Below are 24,338 nucleotides of genomic sequence, written 5' to 3' on the forward strand. Positions count from 1 at the left end.
AGATGACAACCGCAACCACGCTCTCCGATCTGCGCTGCACGCTGGGCGAAGGCATTGTCTGGGACGACGCCCAGCGCCTGCTCTGGTGGACGGACATCCAGGAATCGCTGCTGTGGCAGCATGATCCGGCGACGGGGCAGGAGCGCCAATGGCCGCTGCCGCAACGCGTGGGCTCTTTCGTGCTGACGGACGAACCCGGCGTGCTGATCCTCGGCCTCGCCAAGAACATTGCCCGCTTCGACACGCGCACCAGCGCGCTTACGCTGCTGGCCGACGTCGAGCCCGACAACCCGACCACGCGCGTCAATGATGGCCGTGCAGATCGCTTTGGCAACTACGTCTTCGGCACCATGCACGAAGGCGGCTCGGAACCCACCGGCAGCTTTTATCGCTTCACGCCGATGGGCACGCTGCAACGTCTGGCGCTGCCGCACATCGCCATCGCCAACAGCATCGCCTTCAGCCCCGACGGCGAGATCATGTATTGGTGCGATACCAACAGCCGGCGCATCCACGCATGCGATTACGACGGGCAGACCGGCGCAGTCGCCAATATTCGCGTCTTCGCCGATCTGCGCGACCAGGATGCCGATGGCGCGCACAAGGGCTCGCCCGATGGCTCCACCGTCGACGCAGACGGCTGCCTGTGGAATGCAGAGTGGGGCGGCAACCGCCTGACACGATACGCGCCGGATGGGCGCGTGCTGGCGCGCATGTCCGTGCCGGCCTCGCAGCCCACGTGCCCGGTATTTGGCGGCGAGGCGCTCGACACGCTGTATCTGACGACGGCGCGCGACGGTTTGTCGGCGCACCGCCTGGCAGAAGACGTAAACGCCGGCGCGACGCTGCAGCTTGCCGTACCTAACGTACGAGGATTGCCGGAGGGCCGGTTCGGCCATGCCTACGTTGCGGCTTGAAAACGGCGTGCTACGCGCCGAGGTGCTCCCCGAGGCGGGTGGCGGGTTGCTGCGTTTCGATCTATTGCGCGATGGCGATGTCACAGCCATCTTCCGGCCGGGCGAAGCAGACGCTGCACTGCGCGATCCGAGAACGCTGGCCTGCTATCCGCTGGTGCCATGGTCCAACCGCATCGGCGGCGGGCGCTTCCCGTTCCAGGGGCAGACCATCGAAGTGCCGCGAACGCGTGACGACGAACCGTATCCGCTGCATGGTCATGGCTGGCTGATGCCGTGGCATGCAGTGTCGCAAACAGATGCCTCCGTTGAACTCGCTGCGGTGGTCGAGCAGGGGCGCCCATTCCGCTATCAGGCGGTGCAGCGCTACACGCTGATGAGGAACACGTTGCAGATCGTGCTGACGGTACGCAACGAAGGCGCGCCGCTGCCATTCGGGCTGGGCGTGCATCCGTTCTTTCCGCGCACGCCCGATGTTCGGTTGCGTGCTGGCGCAACGGCCATGTGGCAATCCGCACCGGACTATCTGCCAACGGTCTTGCAGGCGCTCTCTTCGGAGGCAGACTTTCGCGAGCTTCGGATGCTGGAGACCAACGCCGCCATCAATCACAGCTTTGAAGGCTGGGACGGCCGCGCCGAGATCGTCTGGCCCAGCCGCCGCACGTCTGTGCAAATTGCCGCCGACACCTCGCGCTATGTGCTTTACACACCGGTCGCGTACGACTTCTTTTGCTTCGAGCCGGTTGACCACGCGATCAATGCGCACAACCTGCCTGGCTCGTCGTGCGCTCAGCAAGACCACGGCCTGACCATCCTCGGCCCCGGCCAAAGCCTGCAGCGCAGCTATCAATTCACCGTGAATGGTTTTGACGCATGACCGCTTCTCAGACGTCTTTTCCGCCGCGTCTCGCAGGCAAGGTCGCCCTGGTGACGGGCGCCACGCAAGGCATTGGTGGTGCGATTGCCAAGCTGTTCGCGCAGCACGGCGCACGCGTGATCGTCAACGCGTTGGTGCGTGACGAGCGCGCCGAGGCTTTTGCCGCCGAAATTAGCAACAGCGTCGGCAATGACGACAACATCCTCCTCGTACAAGCCGACGTGCGCGACCGTGCGCAGATCGACGCGATGGTCGCCGCAGGTGTCGAGCGCTTTGGCGGGATTGACGTGCTGGTCAACAACGCCGGCATCAACGTGTTTGCCGATCCGCTCAAGTTGAGCGAGGACGACTGGGCGCGCTGCCTTTCCGTCGATCTGGAAGGCGCGTGGCACTGCGCGCGTGCCGTGCTGCCGCACATGCTGGCGCGGGGGGCGGGCAGCATCGTCAACATCGCCTCGGTGCATGGGCACAAGATCATTCCGGGCGCGTTTCCGTATCCGGTGGCCAAGCATGGGCTGATCGGGCTCACGCGGGCGTTGGGCATTGAATATGCGGCGCGTGGTGTCCGCGTGAATTCGATTTCGCCGGGACTGATTCTCACGCCGATTGCCGAGGCCGGCTTTGCCGCCGCGCCTGACCCCGAAGCCGAACGCTGCCGCCAGGCCGAGCTGCTGCCGTGCAAGCGCATCGGCGAGCCCGAAGAGGTGGCCTACACCGCGCTGTTCCTCGCCTCCGACGAGGCGCGCTTCATCAACGCGACCGACATCCTGATCGATGGCGGGCGCTCGCAGCTCTATCACGAATGACCTGGACAACCCACCTTCCGCTGATCGCCATCCTGCGCGGCATCCGGCCTGACGAGGTGCTCGCGCACACGCAGGCGCTGGTCGATGCCGGTTTCGACGCCATCGAAATTCCGCTGAACTCGCCCGACTGGGCGCAGAGCGTGCAGCTCGCCGCGCGTGCTTTTGGCGACCGGGCGCTGATTGGTGCGGGCACCGTGCTGCGCCCCGAAGACGTTGACCTGATGGTCGCGGCCGGCGGCAAGCTGGTCGTCACGCCCAACACGCATGCGCCGGTGATTCGCGCCGCTGCCCACGCGGGCCTCGTCACCTGCATTGGCTGCATGACTGCCACCGAAGCGTTTGCCGCGCTCGATGCGGGCGCGCAGGCGCTGAAGATTTTCCCGGCCGGCGCGCTCGGCCCCGGCTACGTGCGCGCGCTCAAGGCCGTGCTGCCCGCCGAGGTGCCGGTGTTTGCCGTCGGCAGCATCACGCCGGAGAACCTCGCCGATTACCTTGCCGCCGGCTGCATCGGCGCAGGCCTCGGCAGCGACCTGTATCGCCCGGGCCAGCCTGTCGAGCGCACCGCCGAACGTGCGCGCGCCTTTGTCGCCGCCTACCGCGCCGCCCAATCTGTCCGCACCTGAACGCACCTGAACGCACCATCGATTCGATCCATGAAAATCACCCGCCTGACCACGTACCGCCTGCCTCCGCGCTGGATGTTCCTGAAAGTCGAGACCGACGAGGGCGTCACCGGCTGGGGCGAACCCGTCATCGAAGGCCGTGCGCGCACGGTGGAGGCGGCGGTGCACGAGCTGTCCGACTACCTCGTCGGCCAAGACCCGAGCCGCATCAACGACCTCTGGCAGACCATGTACCGCGCCGGCTTCTACCGCGGCGGGCCGATCCTGATGAGCGCCATCGCCGGCATCGACCAGGCGTTGTGGGACATCAAGGGCAAGGTGCTGGGCGTGCCGGTATACGAACTGCTCGGCGGCCTCGTGCGCGACAAGATGCGCACCTACAGCTGGGTCGGCGGCGACCGTCCGGCCGACGTAATTGCGGGCATGAAGGCGCTGCAGGCCGGCGGCTTCGATCACTTCAAGCTCAACGGCTGCGAAGAGATGGGCATCATCGACACGTCCCGCGCGGTGGACGCGGCGGTCGCCAAGGTTGCCGAGATTCGCTCGGCGTTCGGCAACACCGTCGAATTCGGGCTCGATTTTCACGGTCGCGTTTCTGCGCCGATGGCCAAGGTGCTGATCAAGGAGCTGGAGCCGTATCGCCCGCTCTTTATCGAGGAACCGGTGCTGGCCGAGCAGGCAGAAACCTACGCCCGCCTAGCCGCCCACACCCATCTGCCCATCGCTGCCGGCGAGCGCATGTTCTCGCGCTTCGATTTCAAGCGCGTGCTGGAAGCGGGTGGGGTATCGATCCTGCAGCCGGACCTGTCCCACGCTGGCGGCATTACTGAATGCGTGAAGATCGCCGCCATGGCCGAGGCCTACGATGTGGCGTTGGCGCCGCATTGCCCCCTGGGCCCCATCGCGCTGGCCGCGTGCCTGCACGTGGATTTCGTCAGCTGGAACGCCACGTTGCAGGAACAGAGCATGGGCATCCATTACAACAAGGGCGCCGAACTGCTCGATTACGTGCGAAACAAGGCCGATTTCGCGCTGGAAGGGGGCTATATCCGCCCGCCGCGCCTGCCCGGCCTGGGCGTGGACATCGACGAGGCGCTGGTCATCGAACGGAGCAAGGAAGCCCCCGACTGGCGCAACCCGGTGTGGCGCCATGCCGACGGTTCCGTCGCGGAGTGGTAAGCCGGGCGGGGGAGGGGACGTCGTAGCACGTTTTACTGACCGCGATCACCCCAGCCGGGTCATTCCCGTCTGGTAAAATCGCGGTTTTCCCGCCTATCTCCTGCCGCAGGTTCGCATGACCGCCCCCGCCCTCCACTCGAATACCACCCAGCCTACCCAGTTGATGGCCAGCGCCATTCGCGTGCTTGCCATGGACGCCGTCCAGCAAGCCAATTCGGGCCACCCCGGCGCGCCGATGGGCATGGCGGATATCGCCGTGGCACTGTGGAGCCGCCACCTGCGCCACAACCCGTTGAACCCGCGCTGGCCGGACCGCGACCGCTTCGTGCTGTCCAACGGCCACGGCTCGATGCTGATCTACGCGCTGCTGCACCTGACCGGCTACGACCTGCCGATGTCGGAGCTGAAGAACTTCCGCCAGCTGCACAGCAAGACCGCCGGCCACCCGGAATACGGCATCACCCCGGGCGTGGAAACCACCACCGGCCCGCTCGGCCAGGGCATCACCAACGCCGTCGGCATGGCCCTTGCTGAGCGTCTGCTGGGCCAGGAATTCAATCGCCCGGGCTTTGACATCGTCAATCATCACACCTACGTCTTCCTGGGCGACGGCTGCCTGATGGAAGGCATCAGCCACGAGGCATGCTCGCTGGCCGGCACGCTCAAGCTGAACAAGCTGATCGCGCTGTGGGACGACAACGGCATCTCGATCGACGGCGACGTTGTCCACTGGTTCAACGACGACACCCCGAAGCGCTTCGAAGCGTACGGCTGGAACGTGATCCGCGCCGTGGATGGCCACAGCGTTGACGCCGTTGACGCCGCCATTGCCGAAGCCAAGAAGTCGGACAAACCGACCCTGATCTGCTGCCGCACGCTCATCGGCAAGGGCGCGCCCAACAAGGAAGGCGGTCACGATGTGCACGGCGCCCCCCTGGGCGGCGTTGAAATCGCTGCCGCGCGCGAAGCGCTGGCCTGGCCGCACGCCCCGTTTGAAGTGCCGCAAGCCGTGTACGACGCGTGGGATGCGAAGGGTCAGGGCCAAGCACTGGAAAAGGCCTGGAACGCGCTGTTCGATGCGTACTCCGAGCGCCACCCGGCCGAAGCCGAGCAATTCGAGCGCCGCATGCGTGGTGAACTGCCGGAAGCCTTCGAAAAGGCCGTCGCCGAGTTCATCGAGAAGTGCGAGCAGAAGGCCGAGACCATTGCCACGCGCAAGGCCAGCCAGAACACGCTCGAAGCCTATGGCCCGGTGCTGGGCGAGTTGCTGGGCGGCTCGGCCGACCTGACCGGCTCGAACCTGACCAACTGGAGCGGCAGCAAAGCCGTGCGTGTGGATGCCTGGGGCAACCACATCAACTACGGCGTGCGCGAGTTCGGTATGAGCGCCATCATGAACGGCATCGCGCTGCACGGCGGCTACATTCCGTACGGCGGCACGTTCCTGACGTTCTCCGACTACAGCCGCAACGCGCTGCGCATGGCCGCGCTGATGAAGATCCGCTCGATCTTCGTCTTCACGCACGATTCCATCGGCCTGGGCGAAGACGGCCCGACGCACCAGTCGATCGAGCACGTTGCCAGCCTGCGCCTGATCCCCAACATGGATGTCTGGCGCACCGCCGACACTACCGAAACCGCCGTCGCATGGGCCGCCGCCATCGAGCGCCAGAACGGCCCGAGCTGCCTGATCTTCAGCCGCCAGAACCTGCCGTTCCAGGCGCGCAATCCGGCCACGCGCGAGGCCATCGCCCGCGGCGGCTACGTGCTCCGCGATGCCGCCAACGGCAAGCCGGACGTGGTCATCATCGCCACCGGCTCCGAAGTCGGCCTGGCGGTCGGTGCAGCAGATCAACTCGCTGCCGAGGGTATCCACGCGCGCGTGGTGTCGGTGCCGGCCACCACCGTGTTCGACAAGCAAGACTCCGCTTACAAGGCCAGCGTGCTGCCATCCGGCGTGCCGCGTATCGCGGTCGAAGCGGGTGTGACCGATTTCTGGTGGAAGTACCAGGTACAAGCCGTGGTCGGTATCGACACGTTCGGTGAATCCGCCCCGGCGGGCGTGCTGTTCAAGCACTTCGGCTTTACCGTCGAGAACGTCGTGAACACCGCCAAGAGCGTCATTGCTTAACTGAATTTGCGTACGCGGCACCCACGAGGTGCCGCGCTGGTTTTTATCGCATCGTCGATTTCTTTTCTGCTATCAGGAGACTGACCATGACCATCAAGATCGGCATCAACGGCTTCGGCCGCATCGGACGCATGGTGTTCCGCGCCGCCGCCGCCAACTTCAAGGACATCGAAGTTGTTGCCATCAACGACCTGCTCGAACCCGACTACCTGGCGTACATGCTGAAGTACGACTCGGTACACGGCCGCTTCGACGGTGAAGTGTCGGTCGACGGCAACACGCTCGTCGTCAACGGCAAGAAGATCCGCCTGACCGCCGTGAAGGATCCGGCTGAGCTGAAGTGGGGCGAAGTCGGCGCCGACGTGGTGATCGAATCGACCGGCATCTTCCTGACCAAGGAAGGCGCGCAAAAGCACATCGACGCGGGCGCCAAGAAGGTGATCATGTCGGCCCCGTCCAAGGACGACACCCCGATGTTCGTGTACGGCGTGAACCACGAAACGTACAAGGGCGAGGCCATCATCTCCAACGCTTCGTGCACGACCAACTGCCTGGCACCGGTTGCCAAGGTGCTGAACGACAAGTGGGGCATCAAGCGCGGCCTGATGACTACCGTGCACGCTGCCACTGCCACGCAGAAGACCGTTGACGGCCCGTCCAACAAGGACTGGCGCGGCGGCCGCGGCATCCTGGAAAACATCATCCCGTCGTCCACCGGCGCCGCCAAGGCCGTCGGCGTGGTGATCCCGCAGCTGAACAAGAAGCTGACCGGCATGTCGTTCCGCGTGCCGACGTCGGACGTGTCGGTCGTTGACCTGACCGTCGAGCTGGAAAGCGCTGCCACGTACGCTGAAATCTGCGCCGAAATGAAGGCACAAAGCGAAGGCGCGCTGAAGGGCGTGCTGGGCTACACCGAAGACAAGGTCGTCGCTACGGATTTCCGCGGCGATGCACGCACCTCGATTTTCGACGCCGAAGCCGGCATCGCACTGGACGGCACGTTTATCAAGGTCGTGAGCTGGTACGACAACGAGTGGGGTTACTCGAACAAGTGCCTGGAAATGGCGCGCGTGGTCGGCAAGTAATCCTGCTTAACGGCCCGGAAGAACGCGCCTTCGGGCGCGTTTTTTCCTAGACAGGCGAAGCGGAGGAGTCGTCACGGCCACACGGCGCTTATCGGGGGCCTGCTCGACGTTTGTTACCGACCGGAAAGAAAACGTTTGCGGATGCGCAAATTTTGAATTCGGGCTACAGGAATTCGCTTTGAAAATCGGGTTGCAGTCCGTACACTGAACAATTACTACATTGTGATGTGGCGGGCTTTTACGTCACGTCCGGCCCATTGCCTTGGCAATGGTTGCCTTTCCAGTTTTCCAACGTGTTCGAGCCAAGGCGTCCCATGGTCAACGTCGATACCAAGCTGCTGGTGATTTTTGTTGAGCTGCTCAGCAAGCGCAACGCCACCTACGTGGCTGAAAAGATGCACATGACCGCACCGGCTGTCTCGCATTCGCTGGGCCGCTTGCGCGAAATTTTCGACGATCCCCTCTTTATCCGTGTCCCGCACGGCCTGACGCCGACGCCCAAGGCGCTCGAACTGGGTCCCAAAGTGCGTGAGATGCTCGACCTGTGGGCCGCCATCAACGAGGGCGATATCGCCACGTTTGACCCGGCCGAAGCCACCGGCACGTTCAACGTCAGCTTTGCCGGCACGTTGGGGGATGCGCTGTTCGATCGCTTCCTGCTGCGCATCAAGCGTCTGGCGCCGGCATTGCAGGTGCGCCTGACTGAGTCGTCTTCGTGGGAAGCCGATGTGGCGGCCATGCGTGCGAACGAGCTGGACCTGGCGTTCTCGCCGTTCCCCACGCGCCACCCCGAGATCATGGAAGAGGTCGTGACCTCCTTCAACATGTGGGTCTGCGCGCGCAAGGACCACCCGATCCTCGGGGATCGCTGCACGCTCGAGCAATACCTCGACTGCGAGCATATCTTCATCGCGCAGGGCAGCCCCGGCAGCCGCGTTGCGCCGTCGCTCATCCCGCTGGACTACGCCTTGCAGCAGCGCGGCCTCAAGCGCAACTCGACCATGACCGTGCATAGCTGGCGCACGCAGGGCGAAGTGGCCGCCCAGACCGACATGATCTTCACGGTCAACTCGCTGATGAAAGACATGGTCTGCAAGATGTACGACCTGAACGCGTTCCCGCTGCCCGCGGAGCTTGAAACCGTGCTGGGCCTGAACATGCTGTGGCACCGTAGCCGCAACACGCATCCGATGCTTGTGTGGGCGCGTCAGCTCTTCAAGCAGGTCGTAGCCGAATACACCGGGCAGGCGTCAGGCGCTCCGGCGCATCCGCCCATGCAGGCCAATGAGCACGGCAAGGCAGAAAAAGGCGGCCAGGGCGACGCAGAAAAGGAGGACGAGACGCGGCTGTCCGCCTGACATCCGCCATCTCGCCGCTCCAATGAAAAACGGCCGCAGACGATGCGGCCGTTTTCTTTTGCGATGTAACGCTTCAGCGCTTTGGTCGATGCGGGCAGGCTTCCTTCGTGCAATTGCCATAGAGCGACAGCGCGTGCTCCTGCAGCGCAAAGCCGCGCGCACGGGCGATGCTCTGCTGGCGCTGCTCGATCTCGGCATCGAAAAATTCTTCCACGCGGCCGCAATCGAGGCACACCAAGTGATCGTGGTGCTTGCCCTCGTTGAGTTCGTAGATGGCCTTGCCGGACTCGAAGTTGTTGCGTGACAGCAGGCCCGCCTGTTCGAACTGCGTCAGCACGCGATAGACCGTGGCCAGGCCAATGTCCATGTGCTCGGCGAGCAGGATGCGGTACACGTCTTCGGCGCTCATATGGCGCTCTTCGCTGGTCTGAAAGATCTCGAGGATCTTCAACCGCGGCACCGTGGCTTTCAGACCGATGTTCTTGAGGTCTGCAGGACTCGGCATGCGCCAGGCTCCCTAGAGTACAATGTTCGGATTCCAATCATAAGGGTTTTGGCGGCAAAAGTCCTATTGACGGGCATGCACGATGTGCCCAGCCGTCGCCGATTCCTCCCGTACCGGCATGTCCGGAACCGTTTGAAGGCCGATCGCTCATGACCTTTTCCTTTGCGCGCAGTCCTGTCCGTTTTACCCACGTCGCCCGTCGTGGCGGCCTGTTGGTGGGTGCCATGCTCGCTGCGTCGGCGTTGCTGGCCGGATGCGGCACCTATGACAGCACCACGCGCAAGATCGCCAATGCCATCACGCCGTATCGCATCGATATTGTGCAAGGCAATTTCGTCTCGCGCGAGCAAGCAGCGCAGCTCAAGGAAGGCATGACGCGCGACCAGGTGCGCTTCGTACTCGGCACGCCGCTGTTGACGGATATGTTCCATGCCAACCGCTGGGATTACATCTTCTCGTTCAAGCGTGGCAACACGGCCGTTGTGCAGGAACGCAAGCTGACCGTGTGGTTTGACGGCGATCGTCTCTCCAAGTGGGTGGGCGCTGATGAGCTGCCGTCCGAATCGGAGCTGATCTCCGAGATCGATGGCATCAAGCGCCCGAAGAAGGATGCCGCGCAAGCTGCCGCCGCTGCGGGCGCCGCTCCGGCAGCGCGCGCACCGTCGATTCCGTCGGCTGAAGTCACTGACCGCGTGCAGTCGACCACCGGTTCCAAAAACAACGTTGACGTGACGCTGCCGGAGCGCCGCACTGGCGGTGGTGGTACTGACACCAGCGTTCCGCCGCCGGCCACCCAATCGCAGTGAACGCCGTTAAGCGCGCATAGCCAGCGCGCCGGCATCACGACTTCGAGCGAGCGGCGGACGGGTTCCGCCGCTTGTGCGTTTTACAGACCGTTTTTCTTTTGCAGCTTTTCGCTTCCACCGACATGAAAATTGCGATTGCAGGCGCCTCGGGCCGCATGGGCCAGATGCTGATCGACACCGTACTACGCACGCCGGGCGTGACACTGGGCGCCGCGCTGGACCGCGCTGGCAGCGATGCCGTGGGACAGGACGCCGGCGCCAAGCTTGGCAAGACCACGGGCGTGATTGTGACCGACGACGTGCGTGCGGGGCTCTCGCAGGCCGACGTGTTGATCGATTTCACGCGTCCTGACGCGACGCTCAATCACCTGAATGTGGCGCGTGAACTGGGCACTGCCGTCGTGATCGGTACGACCGGTTTCACGGCAGAGCAGAAGGCCAGCTTCAAGACCTACGGTGAGTCGATCGGCGTGGTCTGGGCCCCGAACATGAGCGTGGGCGTGAATGCGACCTTCAAACTGATCGAAGTCGCCGCGAAGATCCTGGCGCAGGGCTACGACGTCGAGATCATCGAGGCGCACCACAAGCACAAGATTGACGCGCCGTCGGGCACCGCGCTCAAGATGGGCGAGATCGTAGCCGAGGCACAGGGCACCAAACTGGCCGATCGCGCGGTCTATGCCCGCGAAGGCGAGACCGGCCCGCGGGAGCTGGGCACCATCGGTTTTGCCACGGTGCGCGGCGGCGACATCGTAGGCGACCACACCGTGCTGTTTGCCGGTGACGGCGAGCGCATCGAGATCACGCATCGCTCCAACACGCGCCAGTCGTATGCCGAAGGTGCCGTACGCGCAGCGGTGTATGTGGCCGGCAAGAAAGGTTTGTACGACATGAACGACGTGCTCGGCTTGTAATCAGGCGGGTAGGAAAAGGCGCCGGCAAGCCCGTCCGGCGCCTTTTTTTCACTGCTCGCGATCGCCCGGATGGGGCGGGTGGCGACGGTATAATCGGGCCTTTTCCGTTATTCAATCCGGCTGCGCGCGTTGGTGGCGCGGCTGCAATCGCCCGGGGCACCCGGACGACCCATCACCATGCAAGACAAATACTCCCCGTCTGAAGTCGAACAGCAAGCGCAGCAACATTGGCAGGCCCTGGATGCCTACCGCGTGACCGAACACGCGCGCGCTGCTGACGGCTCGGACAAGCCCAAGTTCTACGCGTGCTCGATGCTGCCGTATCCGTCGGGCAAGCTGCATATGGGCCACGTGCGCAACTACACGATCAATGACGTGATGACGCGTCAGCTGCGCATGAAGGGGTACAACGTGCTGATGCCGATGGGCTGGGACGCCTTCGGCATGCCGGCGGAAAACGCCGCGCTCAACAACGGCGTGGCACCGGCTGCATGGACCTACGACAACATCGCTTACATGAAGAAGCAGATGCAGTCGATGGGTCTGGCGATCGACTGGTCGCGCGAAGTGGCGACGTGCAGCCCGGACTATTACCGCTGGAACCAGTGGCTGTTCCTGAAGATGCTCGAAAAGGGCATCGCCTACCGCAAGACCGGCACCGTCAACTGGGACCCGGTGGACCAGACCGTACTCGCCAACGAGCAGGTGATCGATGGGCGCGGCTGGCGCTCGGGCGCGATCGTGGAAAAGCGCGAGATCCCGATGTACTACCTGGGCATCACCAAGTATGCGCAGGAGCTGCTCTCCGACCTTGATCCGCTGGGCTGGCCGGAGCGTGTCAAGCTCATGCAGCAGAACTGGATCGGCAAGAGCGAGGGTGTGCGTTTTGCATTCCCGCACAACATTTCCGGTGACGACGGCAAGCTGATCAACGACGGCAAGCTGTACGTCTTCACAACGCGTGCCGACACCATCATGGGCGTGACCTTCTGCGCCGTGGCCGCTGAACACCCCATCGCTACGCACGCCGCTCAGACGAACCCGGCACTTGCGGCCTTCATCGAAGAGTGCAAGCACGGTAGCGTCATGGAAGCCGACATGGCCACCATGGAAAAGAAGGGCATGCCGACTGGCCTGACCGTCACGCACCCGCTCACGGGCGAATCCGTGCCGGTGTGGGTCGGCAACTACGTGCTGATGACCTACGGCGATGGCGCCGTGATGGGCGTGCCCGCGCACGACGAGCGCGACTTCGCCTTCGCCAACAAGTACAGGCTGCCCATCAAGCAAGTCATCGACGTGAAGGGGCAGTCGTACGACACGACCACCTGGGCCGATTGGTACGGCGACAAGGAACACGGCGTGCTGTTCCACAGCGGCAAGTACGACGGCCTGAATTATCAACAGGCTGTCGACGCCGTGGCTGCCGATCTGGCCGCACAAGGCCTGGGCGAGAAGAAGACCACCTGGCGCCTGCGCGACTGGGGCATCTCGCGTCAGCGCTACTGGGGCACGCCGATCCCGCTGATCCATTGCGAGAGCTGCGGCGTCGTGCCGGTGCCCGAACAGGATCTGCCGGTGCGCCTGCCCGAAGACCTCGTTCCGGATGGCACGGGCAACCCGCTGAACAAGGACCCGCGTTTCCTGGAATGCACGTGCCCGTCGTGCGGCAAGCCTGCGCGCCGCGAGACCGACACGATGGATACGTTCATCGATTCGTGCTGGTACTACATGCGCTATACGTGCCCGGACGGCGACACCATGGTCGACGCCCGCAACGATTACTGGATGCCGATGGATCAGTACATCGGCGGCATCGAGCACGCGATCCTGCACCTGCTGTACGCGCGCTTCTGGACCAAGGTCATGCGTGACCTGGGGCTGGTCAAGTTCGACGAGCCGTTCACCAACCTGCTCACGCAGGGCATGGTGCTCAACGAGACGTACTACCGCGAAGATGCCTCAGGCAAGAAGCAGTGGATCAACCCGGCCGATGTTGACGTGCAGACCGACGAGCGCGGTCGCCCGGTGGGAGCCACGCTCAAGGCCGACGGCCAGCCGGTGGTGATCGGCGGTGTGGAGAAGATGTCGAAGTCGAAGAACAACGGCATCGACCCGCAAGCGCTGATCGACCAATACGGTGCCGACACGGCGCGCCTGTTCACGATGTTCGCAGCGCCGCCCGAGCAACAGCTCGAGTGGAACGATGCCGGTGTGGAAGGCGCCTCGCGCTTCCTGCGCCGTCTGTGGAACTTTGGCGTGGCGCACGCTGATGCAATTCGCGCTGGTCACGGTAATGGCGTCGTGGCGGGTGCAACGGATGCCGATCGCGCGCTGCGCCGTGAGCTGTACACCGTGCTCAAGCAGGCCAACTACGACTACGAGCGTCTGCAGTACAACACCGTCGTCTCGGCGACGATGAAGATGCTCAACGCGCTGGAAGGCGCCAAGGACGCGGGTGCCGATGCGCGCCGCGAAGGCCTGGGGCTGCTGCTGCGCGTGCTGTATCCGGTGGTGCCGCACATCACCCACGTGCTGTGGACGGAACTGGGCTACGCCGGCGCGTATGGCGACTTGCTCGACGCCCCGTGGCCGCAGGTCGACGAAGGCGCGCTGGTGCAGAGCGAGATCGAACTCGTGCTGCAGGTCAACGGCAAGGTACGCGGCAGCATCATCGTCCCGGCCGATGCCGACCGTGCCGCCATCGAAGCGATTGCCGCCAAGGACGAAGCGGTTCAGAAATTTGCTGAAGGCAAGCCGCCCAAGAAGATCATCGTGGTGCCGGGCCGTCTGGTGAACGTGGTGGCCTGACCGGGCCATCCCACTCAAGGAACGCATGGTTATGTCGTTGTCCCGAGGTTTGTCCCGCCGCCGCTTTGGTCGCTCTGTCCTTGCCCTGGCGATCGCGCTGCCGACGCTGTCCGCCTGCGGCTTCCATATGCGGGGCAATACCGACTTCGCGTTCAAGCGGCTGTACATCAACCTGCCGCAGAACTCGCAGATGCGCGCGCAGCTGCGGCGGCTGATCGACAACGGCTCCGACACCGTGATCGTGTCGGACAAGAAAGACGCCGATGCGTTGCTCGACGTGCTGGCCGAAGACCGCGTGAAGACCATCTCGTCGCTCACGCCGCAAGGTGTGGTGCGCGAATACCGCATCACGTATCGCTTCCGCTTCCAGCTGCGCGATGCGCACGACAACCTGCTGATCCCCCCGTCGGAAATCACGCAGTTCCGCGATCTCTCGTATAACGAGACGCAGGTGCTCGCCAAGGACTACGAAGAAGCGGCGCTCTACCGCGACATGCAGGGCGATACGATTAATCAGCTCGTGCGGCGCCTCGGTGCCGTGAAGCTGCCGTCATAAGCGGCCGGCTGGTCATGCAACTGCGGCTCGACGCGCTCGAAGGGCACCTCAAGCAGGCCGGCGCCAAAGGTCTGGCGCCGCTGTATGTGGTGCACGGGGATGAGCACCTGCTCGCACTGGAAGCGGTCGATGCGCTGCGCCAGGCCGCACGCGCGCAGGGCTTTACCGAGCGCGAGGTGATGAGCGTCGAGCGCGGTTTTTCGTGGTCGCGCGTGACCGAGGCGCAGCAGTCGATGTCGCTGTTCGGGGATCGCAAGATCGTCGAGCTGCGCATTCCATCCGGTAAGCCCGGCAAGGATGGCGGTGAGGCATTGCGCGCATTGGCTGCAGGCACGCCGTCGGGCCCCGCCACCGATACCCTCACGCTGATCACGCTGCCGCGTTTGGACTTTGCGACCGCCAAGTCGGCGTGGTTTGCCGCGCTGGAAGGCGCCGGCGTGTCGATCAAGATCGATTCGGTAGACCGTACCAAGCTGCCCGGCTGGATTGGCGAGCGCCTCGCGCGCCAGCAGCAGCGTGTGGAGCCCGGTGAGCCTGGTCGACGCGCCCTGCAGTTCATTGCCGACCGTGTGGAAGGCAATCTGTTGGCCGCGCATCAGGAAATCCAGAAGCTTGGTCTGCTGCATCCTCCGGGCGTGCTGATGTTCGACGATGTGCACGATGCGGTGCTCAACGTGGCGCGCTACGACGTGTTCAAGCTGTCCGAAGCCATGCTGGCTGGAGATGTGCCGCGTCTGGTGCGCATGCTCGAAGGCTTGCGCGGCGAGGGCGAGGCCACGGTCCTGGTCCTCTGGACGTTGACGGAAGAAATTCGCGTATTATCAAAAATCGCCTCGGGCGCGGCCCAAGGCAAGCCGGTGGCGTCCATGCTGCGAGAACTCCGGGTGTGGGGGCCACGCGAGCGGCTGGTGCCGCAGGCGGCGCAGCGGCTGTCACAGCACGAGCTGGAGGGTGCGCTCTCCATGGCCGCCAAGCTGGATCGGCAGGTCAAGGGCTTGCGCGAACCATCGCTGCCGGCCGAGCCATGGGATGGCCTGCTGCAACTGGCGATGCGCATCGCGCGGCCGGGCAGCCTCCTGGTGCCGGCCTGATCCGCCTATCGGCGCAAGCCTCCGAATTGTCCTCACACTGAATTTGCCGGCAGCTCGCCGGTCGCGATCATCATGAAGCAGCTCGACGTGAACGAATACATGGCCCTGGTCGGCCGTCAGGCGCGCACCGCCTCGCGTGGCATGGCCCGGGCCGGCACAGCGCAAAAGAACCGCGCGCTGTTGCATATTGCGGCCGCCATCCGTCGCGATGCTGCCAAGCTCAAAGAAATCAACGCCCGAGACGTCGAGCGTGCCCGCGCCAACGGCCAGGATGCTGCCTTCATCGACCGCCTGACGCTCACCGACCGTGCCATCGATACCATGGCCACTGGCCTGGAGCAGATCGCCGCGCTGCCGGACCCCATTGGCGAGATCAGCAACATGAAGTTTCGTCCGACCGGCATCCAGGTCGGCCAGATGCGCGTGCCGCTTGGCGTGATCGGCATCATCTATGAGTCGCGTCCGAACGTGACGGTGGATGCCGCGGCGCTGTGCATCAAGTCAGGTAACGCGACCATTTTGCGCGGCGGCTCCGAGGCGATCGAATCGAATGGCGCGCTGGCGGCGCTCATCGAGGAAGGGCTGGCCGATGCCGGTTTGCCTGCCAACGCCGTGCAGGTGGTGGCCACCACAGACCGCGCGGCGGTCGGCAAGCTCATCACCATGACGGAGTATGTCGACGTGATTGTGCCGCGCGGTGGCAAGAGCCTGATCGCGCGCCTGATCGAAGAAGCCCGGGTGCCGATGATCAAGCACCTGGACGGCATCTGCCACGTCTACATTGACGCCGATGCGGACATCGAAAAGGCCGTGCGCGTGTGCGACAACGCCAAGACGCAGCGCTATGCGCCGTGCAACACGATGGAGACGCTGCTCGTGTCGCGCGATGTGGCTGCGCGGGTGTTGCCGCCGCTGGCGAAGATCTACCAGGACAAGGGCGTCGAACTGCGCGTGTGCCCAGCCACGCGCGCCACGCTGGAAGCCGTCGGCTTCGGCAATCTGAAGGACGCCATCGAGGCCGACTGGCACACCGAATACCTTGCGCCGATCCTGTCGATCCGCACCGTTGACGGCCTGGACGCCGCCATCGAGCACATCAACACCTACGGCTCCGCACACACCGATTCCATCATCACCGAGAACTATTCGACCGGCATGCGCTTCCTGCGCGAGGTCGATTCGGCCAGCGTGATGATCAACGCGTCCACGCGATTTGCCGATGGCTTCGAGTACGGCCTGGGCGCCGAGATCGGCATCTCAAACGACAAGCTCCACGCGCGTGGACCGGTCGGGTTGGAGGGGCTGACCTCGTTGAAGTACGTCGTGTTCGGGCACGGCGAGATCCGCTCCTGATATCGCTTGTTGCACGTTGAGCGCCACCGCGAGCGGCGCGCGATGTGTTTACCGTTCGCGCTTCACCATTCACGGGACTGTTCGCATGCTCTGGGTCAAAGCCTTTCACATCGTCTTCATTGCGTCGTGGTTTGCCGGGCTGTTCTATCTGCCGCGCATTTTCGTCAACCTGGCGATGGAAACCGAGCGAGCGGCCATCACGCGCCTGCTGATCATGGCGCGCAAGCTGTTCCGCTTCACGACCATGCTGGCGATTGTCGCGATCCTGCTTGGGCTGTGGCTGTTCCTGGGATATCGCATCGGACTGTATCCGCCTAATGGCTGGATGCACGCGAAGCTCGCACTGGTGCTCGTGACGATCGGATATCACCACGGTTGTGGCGTGCTACTGCGCAAGTTCGAGGCGGGCGCCAATAAGCGCTCCCACAAGTTCTACCGCTGGTTCAATGAACTGCCGGTGCTGTTGTTGCTGGCGATTACGATCCTGGTGGTCGTCAAGCCGTTCTGAGATCCCTGCAAAATGATTCTGACGGCCCAACCCCTCCTTGCCGTACGACTTGTACTGTCTGCGTCGGCGTTGAACCGTCAGAACCGCATCGCTTCATTTTGCAGCGATCTCTAACTATTTTGTTTTCCGATGGCAACTGCTTACTTCGCGCCATGCCCCCGTGGGCTAGAACAGGCGCTGGCCGATGAACTGGCCGAAATCGCCATCCGCCCCGAGGTGGATGAGCTGGCGGCGTTCGAGGTGGGCCGCACCGTGCCGGGTGGTGTGCACTTCTTCGGCACGCAGGGTGCGGCGTATGCCGTCAACCTGCACAGCCGCATCGCCAGCCGTGTGCTGATGCGCCTGGCTTCGCGCGGGTATCGCTCGGAAGACGACATCTACGCGCTGGCCGCCGCGCAGCGATGGGAGGATTACTTCACGCCCGACGAGATGATTCGTGTGGACGTGACGGCGCACAAATCGCCGTTGCAGAGCTTGAAGTTTGTCGGCTTGCGCGTGAAGGACGGGGTGTGTGACCGCTTCCGCCAACGCATGGGCGCGCGGCCCAGCGTCGATACGGTCTCCCCCGACGTGCGTATCTACGCGTACCTGACCGAGACCGACTGCACGATCTACCTCGACACCACCGGCGAGCCGCTCTTCAAGCGCGGCTGGCGCCAGGAAAAGGGCGAGGCACCGCTGAAGGAAAACCTCGCCGCGGGCATCCTGCGCCTGACGGGCTGGACGGGTGCTCACGGCATGCCGTTCTACGATCCGATGTGCGGCAGCGGCACGTTCCTCGTGGAAGCAGCGCAACGTGCGCTTGGCATTGCACCGGGTGGGCAACGCGCCTTCGCTTGCGAGTGGTTGCAGGACCACGACGCTAAATGCTTCAAGCGCCTGCGCGAAGCCGCTGCCGACGCGGCTGCCGCATCCATGCGCCGTACGCCGCCGCTGGTGGCCGGCGCCGATATTTCCACCGACATGCTCGCCTATGCCGCCGCCAACTGGCAGCGTGCCGGCCTGCCGGGCGAGCCGGTGCTCAAGCAAGTCGATGCGCGTTTCGGCAAGCCGCCGTTCGAGACTGCCGGTGTGTTGCTGATGAATCCACCTTACGGCGAGCGTATTGTCGTGCGTGGTGCACACGGTTCGCGCCGCCGCCGGCCGGAAGGTGAGGGCGACGAGGATGGCACCGTGTTCGAGCGCGCCAGCCGCGCAATGGGCGCCCCGCGCGATGATGGTCGCCGTCCGATGCGCGAGCTGCGCCAGCCGGAGCCGCCACCGCCGCTCGACCCCGAGGAAGAGGCCGCTGCCAACGAATTTGCGCAAGCCTTTGCCGGTACGCTCAAGCGCGAATTTGCCGGATGGAAGGCGTTCGTCTTCACAGGCGATCTGTCGATGCCGCGTCGGATGCGGCTGAAGGAATCGCAGCGCACGCCGCTCTACAACGGCAACATCGAATGCCGTCTGTTCCGCTTCGATATGGTGAAGGGCGGCATGCGCGATCGGCCCGAGCGGACCGCGCAGGGCGATGCTTCAAACGACAACGCCGACGCATAAGCATCGGCGTTGTATGACAACTGCGGGCTCCTTTCAGGCGGCCTGCAGATCCTGGAAATGTTCCATCCACGCCGCGAGTTGATCCGGCGTGAGCTGCGTCTGGTTGTCGAGCAGGCGCAGCTTGACCGTCGCACCATCGCGCTCGGCCGTGAGCGACCAACCCTTGCCGTCGAGCCACAGCAGGAACGCCAGCCACTTGGCGTGCGATTCCGACACCTTGTGCGTGGACGCCGCCTCCAGGAATTCCGTCAGCGCGGTGAGATCCACTACCGCCGCCGCATCGCTGCCTGACGGCGACACCTTGCCGTCAAGCACCTCGGCCAGCACTTCCAACGCCTGCGCCGCGGGCTTGCTGTCAAAGCGCGATGACAAGTCCACATATGCCTGCCGCACTGCGTGGCTGAACTCACCGGTACGCAGGCTTTCTTCGCCGACCAGCTCGGTGTAATCCTTCATCGCCCAGTCGGGCTGTGCCAGCGATTGCAGGCCCACGGCGGCGGCGGCACGCAGGTAATCGTTGACGGCGCTGAACGACGACAGCCCCGACACCGCGAGGTACAGCGTCTGCAGCGCACCGATGCGATGTGTAAGCGTCTGGCTTTGGCGCACGGTCATCTTCTCGCGCAGCAGCGCGTCACGTTCGCGACGCAGATCGGAGAATTCCAATGCCTGCTTCAGTTCCACGCGCAGCGCGGTGATGTCCCACGGTTTCTTGATGTAGCGGTGAATCTGCCCCTGGTTGACGGCCTCCACCGTGTCTTCGATTTCGGAGTAGGCGGTCGTCAGGATGCGCACGAGGTGTGGATAGCGCTCGCGTGCGTAGCGCAGCAACTCGTTGCCGAGTTCACCGGGCATGCGCTGGTCCGACACGAGCACGCCGAGCGTGGCGGCGTGCTCGTCGAGCATGCGCTTGCCTTCTTCGACCGAGGTGGCGGTGACGACCGGCGCCAGTGAACCGATGGCACGGCCGAAGTAAGTCAGCGCCAATGTCTCGTCGTCCACGTACAGGATCTTGGGCGGGTTAGTAGGCGTGTGGCCCCCGGGATTGGTCATCCGTCACTCCTCATAGCAATTGCAGCCGATACGGCAAACGCGCGGATCACGTACGGCCTGGTTCGTAAGTCTTGTGGTCTTGTCATGGGAACGTGAGAGTCACGCGCGTGCCTGCGCTGGGTGCGGAATCAATCGCAATCGCTCCCCCGAACGATTGCATGATCCGCGTACAAAAAATCATGCCCATGCCGTTGCCGCCTTCTTCGGCGCGCGTCGTCACGGGGTCGATGGTCAGCCGCGCGAGAACGTCGCGCGCGATACCGGGGCCGTTATCCTCAATGCGGATCATGTGCTGTGTAGTTCCGGCGTCCGGCACACGGCTGGCAACAATTTCAAGCTTCGGCGCATTGGTGTGCCGCAATGCCTGCAACGCGTTGCTCGTGAGCGACGAGAGCACGAGCATCACGCAGTTGGGCAGCGTCTGGATCGGAAAATCGTCTTCCACGCGGTACGACACCCATTCGCGCTGCGCGTTCGTGAACGGGTATGTGTCAAACAACGAGCGGATCAGCCCACCCGCGCTGTTGGGCGTAGCTGCTGTGCCGGGCTTGCCATACGTGTTGCGCACCGAATTCAGAAACGTGGCGATCACCGAGAGGCAGTAGCGCGCGTTGTCCTGCACGCGATCGGCGGCGCGGCCGATTTCGGGAAGGGCCCCGGGCGTGGGATCGGTCTGGTCTATGCGCATGCGGATGCCGCGTGCAAAGTTCGAGATGGCGGCCAATGGCGTGTTCAGCTCGTGCGCAAGAAAAGCCAGCGTTTCGTCGATTGCCATGAGGCGCTGGGTACGCAAGAGGCGATCCTGGCGCAGTGCCAGTGCCTCTTGCAGCGAGCGCCGCACGTCTTCGGGCTGATAGGGCTTCTCCAGGATCTTGAACACGCGCCCGGTGTTCACGGCCTGAATCAACAAATCCTTGTCGGCATACGCGGTGACGAGGATGGTAGCGATGTCGCCGTATTCCGCATCGATGAAGCGCAGCAGTTCGGTGCCGTCGCCGCCCGGCATGCGGAAGTCCGTCAGGACCACGCTGATGCGTTCGTGCGAATCGTGCAGCACGGTTTTGGCCTCTTCGACGCTGTTGGCCGTCAGCACCTCGTAGCCGGTGCCGATCGTGCGCGCAAACCATTTGCAGGCTTGCGCTTCGTCGTCGACGTAGAGGATGGTGACGGTGTCCGGCGTGGTGTCCATGATGCGTCTACTCCGAGCGCGGCAGATCGAACGTGAAGCGCGCCCATTCGCCTTCCTGGCTCGTCACGGCCAGGGTGCCGCCGTGACGCTGGATGACGCTGTAGCTGATCGATAGGCCGAGGCCCAGGCCTTTGCCGACATCGCGCGTGGTGAAGAACGGCTCGAACACGCGTGACAGGTTCTTCTCAGAGATGCCCGGGCCGTTGTCGGTCACCACCACATGCAGGCGGTTGTCGATCCACTCGCCGGCAATCTCGATGCGCGGGTTCTCGCGCTGCACCTTTTGCATGGCAAGCGCTGCGTTCGATAGCAGGTTGATAAGCACGCCGATGATGGCCGCCTCGTCGCCGCGCACGAGCGTGTCCGGCGGAAGTTTGCGTTCGAGGGTCACGCCGCGTAGCTCATGGCTGGTCAGGCGGATCGCCGAGTCGATGGCTTTCTCCACCAGGAACGGCGCATCGGCCTCGCCCTTCTCTGGGCTGCGATAAGCGAAGGTCTTCAGGTCGGACACGATGTGCTGCACGCGCTGCATGCCTTCCTTGGCATCGGTCAGGCATTCGAGCAGCATCGGGCTACCCTTGGCGGTCGGGTCTTCCTGCGCCACGGCAATCGCCATCAGGCAGAAGTTGACCGGGTTGTTGATCTCATGCAGCAGGCCCGCAGACAGCGTACCGATGGCGGCCATCTTTTCCTGTTGCAGAAGCTGGCCCTTGATGTCGGTGAGGTTCTGATTGGTCTGCGCCAACTGCGCGTTCTTCTGCGCCACTTCTTCCTTGAGCCGGAAGAGCTGGAAGCGCCCGCGTTCGTTGAAGTACGTGTAGAGCGTGCTCGTCGCAATGGAGAACAGGATGAACATCGAATGCACGATGAATATCTCGCGCGACTGGATGCCGCCCGGATGCAGCGTGCACGCGATCACCCAGAAGATGTACGTGCAGGTGCCGAACAGCACGGCCTGCAGGAAGCCGATCGGCATCACCATGCCTACCGCGTAGATTGCCAGGTTCAGCCCCGAGTAATACGGTGAACTGGCGCCCTCGGTGTCGTAGATCATCCACGAGATCATGATCTGAGGACAGATCAGCCAGAAGAACGTCAGGCTCTGCACATGCTCTTCGCCCCAGCGCGTATACAGCACCAGCAGTGCGCCCAGCATGATGAGCGAGGTGATGACCCGCAGCGAAGCGAACAGCCAGAGCCTGTCCACATACATGCCGTAGTCCAGCCCGACGCCTGCCAGCACCAGAACGATGCCCGTAACGGCTGCCATGCGGCTGAAGACGAGCCGGAACTGCTTCAGCTCGGCCTGGTATCCGCGATGTGTAATGGGCTCCATGCGTGTTCCTGGGCAGCGGATTAAGCGGCGGCTGTGGCAGGCCCGGCCACGCTGGCCTGGGCGAATACGTTGACGCCGGTCACGTCGGTATAGACACGCACGTCGTGCGAGCCTTCGGGTAGCAGTTCGGCCATCAGCGGTTCATCGCGATAGACGAGATACCACTCCAGCACGTGTTCCATCACAAAGCGCATCGGGTTGTTGCCGTGCACGTTGGTCGCAAGAATGGCGCCGCCCGGCCGCGTACGCGCTGCAAAGTAGGAGAGCAGGCGCTGGCAGACCTTGTTGGACAGATAGTCGAACAGGCCGGCGCAGTACACCGCATCGCAATCTCCGGCCTGCGGGCTGTCGGCCGTGATGCGGCGCTTGAGCAGTTGATGCACCGACTCGTGCAAGAAATCGACGGTGACGGTCTTGCGCGCGCGATCCATCGCGCGGCGCATCTGCTCGCGGGTGTAGTCGAGCGTCTCTTCGCTGAAGTCCACCAGCTCGAACGATAGCAGCGACGGTTCGGGATGCTGCTGAATGAAGCGCTGGATTTCCACCGCCGGCCCGCAGCCCACGTTCAGCACCTTGAACGTCCGGCCTGCCGCCTTCGCCTGTGCAGCCAGGTCGCTCAGATACTGCACAAGAATGTCGATGCGGTTACGGTGCGCCTCTGCCACGTCGGTGCGCAGGAAGGCGGCGTTGACGATCTGGAAGTACGTGTTCGGACCTTCTCGCGGGTCGGAGAGGATCTGGTTGACCATCTCGTAATCGCCCGCGTAGCCCAGCGGCTTGGTGTACGTGCGATAGATGAACGGCGCGCGCAACAGCAGCGGATGCAGTGCGGCTTGCGCGAACGTGCGGTGCGCAGGTGCAAGCTCCGCCTCGACCTTGCTCGCCTCCGACTCCAGCCCATCCATGTAACCCTTGAGCTTGAGCATGATCGGCTCGGCCAGCTCCTGGAAGACATCCATGCGCAGCTTGTTGTCTTCGCGCGGCAATGTCTTCGACAGATCCACCTGTTCTACCCAGCGTGACACTTCGGCCAGGAACGCCCGCATCTCGTTGACGACGATCTGATAGTCGCGATGGATGCGGAAGCGTTCCTGCCATTCCTGCACGAACGTTCGCGCTTCTTCGCCCACGGAGGCGGGCGTGTCGGCCACTTCCGACAGCTCGCGCCATTCGTCGATCAGCGTGAGCGAGACGACGGCGGTCAGGCCCGTGTTCACCAGGCTGATCACCACCGCCTTGCCAAGATAGGCTTGCCGCGTCCCCATCTTGATCGCGAGTTCGGACAGCACCTCGCTCACCTGCACGATCGAGTACGGGTTGTAGATCTCCATCACCAGGGCACGCCGCTGCAGCGTGATGATGGTGCCGCGGACCTGCTGACCCTGTGAGTTGCGGAAGCTGACCGCGGGATCGATTTGGTTGGGTGAGTACACGGTGCGAATTTGCCGGAGACTTCAGGGAAAACGTCTGCCAAGCGGGACGCTCACTCCAACAACCGCGCACCCGGGATCGCACTGCGAATCCGGGCGCCGCGAATACGACGCGCCCCGCCGACACTGCCGGGCATGCCGCCGCATCAGTCGTGAAAGCGTGCTTGAAGCCGTCCGCTGGCCGTGCGCAATACGCGCCAGCCCGGGCGTCTCTCGCCCAAACCCGCTCCGAGAAGATCGGGGAAGATGGCCGACTGCAGCCGGCGCCTTCAGT

The 24,338-nt window shown here is 63.8% G+C and carries 21 protein-coding genes; 16 read left to right on the top strand and 5 right to left on the bottom strand.

From position 1 onward, the window contains the following. Window positions 1–2: 2 nt before the first annotated feature. The 8 genes from ACEN9T_RS11430 (at window position 3) to ACEN9T_RS11465 (ending at window position 8,973) form a co-directional block, all read left to right on the top strand. Window positions 3–917 (top strand): SMP-30/gluconolactonase/LRE family protein, encoded by a 915-nt coding sequence (locus ACEN9T_RS11430; RefSeq protein ID WP_413707766.1) that lies wholly within the window; start codon window positions 3–5, stop codon window positions 915–917. Further along, window positions 898–1,791, top strand: a complete 894-nt coding sequence (locus ACEN9T_RS11435; protein WP_092972434.1) for an aldose 1-epimerase — start codon at window positions 898–900, stop codon at window positions 1,789–1,791. Before ACEN9T_RS11430 ends, ACEN9T_RS11435 begins: the two co-directional genes overlap by 20 nt. Further along, window positions 1,788–2,597 (top strand): SDR family oxidoreductase, encoded by an 810-nt coding sequence (locus ACEN9T_RS11440; protein ID WP_413707767.1) that lies wholly within the window; start codon window positions 1,788–1,790, stop codon window positions 2,595–2,597. The genes ACEN9T_RS11435 and ACEN9T_RS11440 overlap by 4 nt, the downstream gene beginning before the upstream one ends. Beyond that, window positions 2,594–3,220, top strand: a complete 627-nt coding sequence (locus tag ACEN9T_RS11445; RefSeq protein ID WP_413707768.1) for a 2-dehydro-3-deoxy-6-phosphogalactonate aldolase — start codon at window positions 2,594–2,596, stop codon at window positions 3,218–3,220. The genes ACEN9T_RS11440 and ACEN9T_RS11445 overlap by 4 nt, the downstream gene beginning before the upstream one ends. A 30-nt stretch (window positions 3,221–3,250) precedes the next feature. Further along, window positions 3,251–4,399, top strand: coding sequence for a galactonate dehydratase (dgoD, locus tag ACEN9T_RS11450; RefSeq protein WP_104610513.1), 1,149 nt, complete (start codon window positions 3,251–3,253; stop codon window positions 4,397–4,399). Window positions 4,400–4,514: 115 nt separating this feature from the next. Beyond that, window positions 4,515–6,530, top strand: coding sequence for a transketolase (gene tkt, locus ACEN9T_RS11455; protein ID WP_092972438.1), 2,016 nt, complete (start codon window positions 4,515–4,517; stop codon window positions 6,528–6,530). A gap of 86 nt (window positions 6,531–6,616) precedes the next feature. Beyond that, window positions 6,617–7,615, top strand: coding sequence for a type I glyceraldehyde-3-phosphate dehydrogenase (gene gap, locus ACEN9T_RS11460; protein WP_092972439.1), 999 nt, complete (start codon window positions 6,617–6,619; stop codon window positions 7,613–7,615). A gap of 314 nt (window positions 7,616–7,929) precedes the next feature. Continuing rightward, a complete protein-coding gene (locus tag ACEN9T_RS11465) occupies window positions 7,930–8,973 on the top strand; it encodes a LysR family transcriptional regulator (RefSeq protein WP_413707769.1) in 1,044 nt (347 codons plus the stop codon). A gap of 73 nt (window positions 8,974–9,046) precedes the next feature. Here ACEN9T_RS11465 and fur read toward each other — a convergent pair whose 3' ends face one another. Further along, window positions 9,047–9,478: a ferric iron uptake transcriptional regulator gene (fur, locus tag ACEN9T_RS11470; protein ID WP_004632868.1), complete on the bottom strand. Its 432-nt coding sequence runs from the start codon at window positions 9,476–9,478 to the stop codon at window positions 9,047–9,049. Window positions 9,479–9,627: 149 nt separating this feature from the next. Between fur and ACEN9T_RS11475 the strand changes: the two genes are divergently transcribed. The 8 genes from ACEN9T_RS11475 to ACEN9T_RS11510 all read left to right on the top strand — a co-directional run bounded on the left by ACEN9T_RS11475 (window position 9,628) and on the right by ACEN9T_RS11510 (window position 19,056). Further along, window positions 9,628–10,284 (top strand): outer membrane protein assembly factor BamE, encoded by a 657-nt coding sequence (locus ACEN9T_RS11475; RefSeq protein ID WP_413707770.1) that lies wholly within the window; start codon window positions 9,628–9,630, stop codon window positions 10,282–10,284. A 122-nt stretch (window positions 10,285–10,406) separates the two neighbouring features. Continuing rightward, window positions 10,407–11,198 carry a 4-hydroxy-tetrahydrodipicolinate reductase gene (dapB, locus tag ACEN9T_RS11480; protein WP_252690667.1) on the top strand — a complete coding sequence of 264 codons (792 nt, stop codon included), beginning with the start codon at window positions 10,407–10,409 and terminating at the stop codon, window positions 11,196–11,198. A gap of 177 nt (window positions 11,199–11,375) precedes the next feature. Then, window positions 11,376–14,009 (top strand): leucine--tRNA ligase, encoded by a 2,634-nt coding sequence (leuS, locus tag ACEN9T_RS11485; RefSeq protein ID WP_092972443.1) that lies wholly within the window; start codon window positions 11,376–11,378, stop codon window positions 14,007–14,009. Window positions 14,010–14,040: 31 nt separating this feature from the next. Then, window positions 14,041–14,565 (top strand): LPS assembly lipoprotein LptE, encoded by a 525-nt coding sequence (lptE, locus tag ACEN9T_RS11490; RefSeq protein ID WP_092972444.1) that lies wholly within the window; start codon window positions 14,041–14,043, stop codon window positions 14,563–14,565. Window positions 14,566–14,579: 14 nt separating this feature from the next. Beyond that, window positions 14,580–15,656, top strand: a complete 1,077-nt coding sequence (gene holA / locus ACEN9T_RS11495) for a DNA polymerase III subunit delta (RefSeq protein ID WP_413707771.1) — start codon at window positions 14,580–14,582, stop codon at window positions 15,654–15,656. A 72-nt stretch (window positions 15,657–15,728) separates the two neighbouring features. Further along, complete coding sequence (locus ACEN9T_RS11500) at window positions 15,729–17,009, top strand: glutamate-5-semialdehyde dehydrogenase (protein WP_092972446.1); 1,281 nt, start codon at window positions 15,729–15,731, stop codon at window positions 17,007–17,009. A gap of 85 nt (window positions 17,010–17,094) precedes the next feature. Then, a complete protein-coding gene (locus tag ACEN9T_RS11505; protein WP_027680553.1) occupies window positions 17,095–17,517 on the top strand; it encodes a CopD family protein in 423 nt (140 codons plus the stop codon). A gap of 129 nt (window positions 17,518–17,646) precedes the next feature. Beyond that, entirely contained in the window at window positions 17,647–19,056 is a 1,410-nt protein-coding gene (locus ACEN9T_RS11510) for a THUMP domain-containing class I SAM-dependent RNA methyltransferase (protein WP_092972447.1), read from the top strand. 33 nt (window positions 19,057–19,089) lie between these two features. Here ACEN9T_RS11510 and ACEN9T_RS11515 read toward each other — a convergent pair whose 3' ends face one another. From ACEN9T_RS11515 to phcB, 4 genes are all read right to left on the bottom strand, one after another. Then, window positions 19,090–20,109, bottom strand: a complete 1,020-nt coding sequence (locus ACEN9T_RS11515) for a response regulator (RefSeq protein WP_092972448.1) — start codon at window positions 20,107–20,109, stop codon at window positions 19,090–19,092. 82 nt (window positions 20,110–20,191) lie between these two features. Further along, complete coding sequence (phcR, locus tag ACEN9T_RS11520; protein WP_092972449.1) at window positions 20,192–21,298, bottom strand: two-component system hybrid sensor histidine kinase/response regulator PhcR; 1,107 nt, start codon at window positions 21,296–21,298, stop codon at window positions 20,192–20,194. A gap of 7 nt (window positions 21,299–21,305) precedes the next feature. Next, window positions 21,306–22,634 (bottom strand): sensor histidine kinase, encoded by a 1,329-nt coding sequence (locus ACEN9T_RS11525; RefSeq protein ID WP_092972450.1) that lies wholly within the window; start codon window positions 22,632–22,634, stop codon window positions 21,306–21,308. A gap of 20 nt (window positions 22,635–22,654) precedes the next feature. After that, the gene (gene phcB, locus ACEN9T_RS11530; RefSeq protein ID WP_413707772.1) at window positions 22,655–24,067 is read right to left on the bottom strand and encodes a class I SAM-dependent methyltransferase PhcB; all 1,413 of its coding nucleotides are present in this window, start codon (window positions 24,065–24,067) and stop codon (window positions 22,655–22,657) included. Between the last annotated feature and the right edge of the window lie 271 nt (window positions 24,068–24,338).

The organism is Ralstonia sp. Ralssp110, from assembly GCF_047325135.1.
GTDB classification, from domain to species: domain Bacteria; phylum Pseudomonadota; class Gammaproteobacteria; order Burkholderiales; family Burkholderiaceae; genus Ralstonia; species Ralstonia mojiangensis.

Coding starts and splice junctions, on each gene's coding strand:
- ACEN9T_RS11430 (WP_413707766.1), top strand. CDS start 3: ATGACAACCGCAACCACGCTCTCCGATCTGCGCTGCACGCTGGGCGAA.
- ACEN9T_RS11435 (WP_092972434.1), top strand. CDS start 898: ATGCCTACGTTGCGGCTTGAAAACGGCGTGCTACGCGCCGAGGTGCTC.
- ACEN9T_RS11440 (WP_413707767.1), top strand. CDS start 1,788: ATGACCGCTTCTCAGACGTCTTTTCCGCCGCGTCTCGCAGGCAAGGTC.
- ACEN9T_RS11445 (WP_413707768.1), top strand. CDS start 2,594: ATGACCTGGACAACCCACCTTCCGCTGATCGCCATCCTGCGCGGCATC.
- dgoD (WP_104610513.1), top strand. CDS start 3,251: ATGAAAATCACCCGCCTGACCACGTACCGCCTGCCTCCGCGCTGGATG.
- tkt (WP_092972438.1), top strand. CDS start 4,515: ATGACCGCCCCCGCCCTCCACTCGAATACCACCCAGCCTACCCAGTTG.
- gap (WP_092972439.1), top strand. CDS start 6,617: ATGACCATCAAGATCGGCATCAACGGCTTCGGCCGCATCGGACGCATG.
- ACEN9T_RS11465 (WP_413707769.1), top strand. CDS start 7,930: ATGGTCAACGTCGATACCAAGCTGCTGGTGATTTTTGTTGAGCTGCTC.
- fur (WP_004632868.1), bottom strand. CDS start 9,478: ATGCCGAGTCCTGCAGACCTCAAGAACATCGGTCTGAAAGCCACGGTG.
- ACEN9T_RS11475 (WP_413707770.1), top strand. CDS start 9,628: ATGACCTTTTCCTTTGCGCGCAGTCCTGTCCGTTTTACCCACGTCGCC.
- dapB (WP_252690667.1), top strand. CDS start 10,407: ATGAAAATTGCGATTGCAGGCGCCTCGGGCCGCATGGGCCAGATGCTG.
- leuS (WP_092972443.1), top strand. CDS start 11,376: ATGCAAGACAAATACTCCCCGTCTGAAGTCGAACAGCAAGCGCAGCAA.
- lptE (WP_092972444.1), top strand. CDS start 14,041: ATGTCGTTGTCCCGAGGTTTGTCCCGCCGCCGCTTTGGTCGCTCTGTC.
- holA (WP_413707771.1), top strand. CDS start 14,580: ATGCAACTGCGGCTCGACGCGCTCGAAGGGCACCTCAAGCAGGCCGGC.
- ACEN9T_RS11500 (WP_092972446.1), top strand. CDS start 15,729: ATGAAGCAGCTCGACGTGAACGAATACATGGCCCTGGTCGGCCGTCAG.
- ACEN9T_RS11505 (WP_027680553.1), top strand. CDS start 17,095: ATGCTCTGGGTCAAAGCCTTTCACATCGTCTTCATTGCGTCGTGGTTT.
- ACEN9T_RS11510 (WP_092972447.1), top strand. CDS start 17,647: ATGGCAACTGCTTACTTCGCGCCATGCCCCCGTGGGCTAGAACAGGCG.
- ACEN9T_RS11515 (WP_092972448.1), bottom strand. CDS start 20,109: ATGACCAATCCCGGGGGCCACACGCCTACTAACCCGCCCAAGATCCTG.
- phcR (WP_092972449.1), bottom strand. CDS start 21,298: ATGGACACCACGCCGGACACCGTCACCATCCTCTACGTCGACGACGAA.
- ACEN9T_RS11525 (WP_092972450.1), bottom strand. CDS start 22,634: ATGGAGCCCATTACACATCGCGGATACCAGGCCGAGCTGAAGCAGTTC.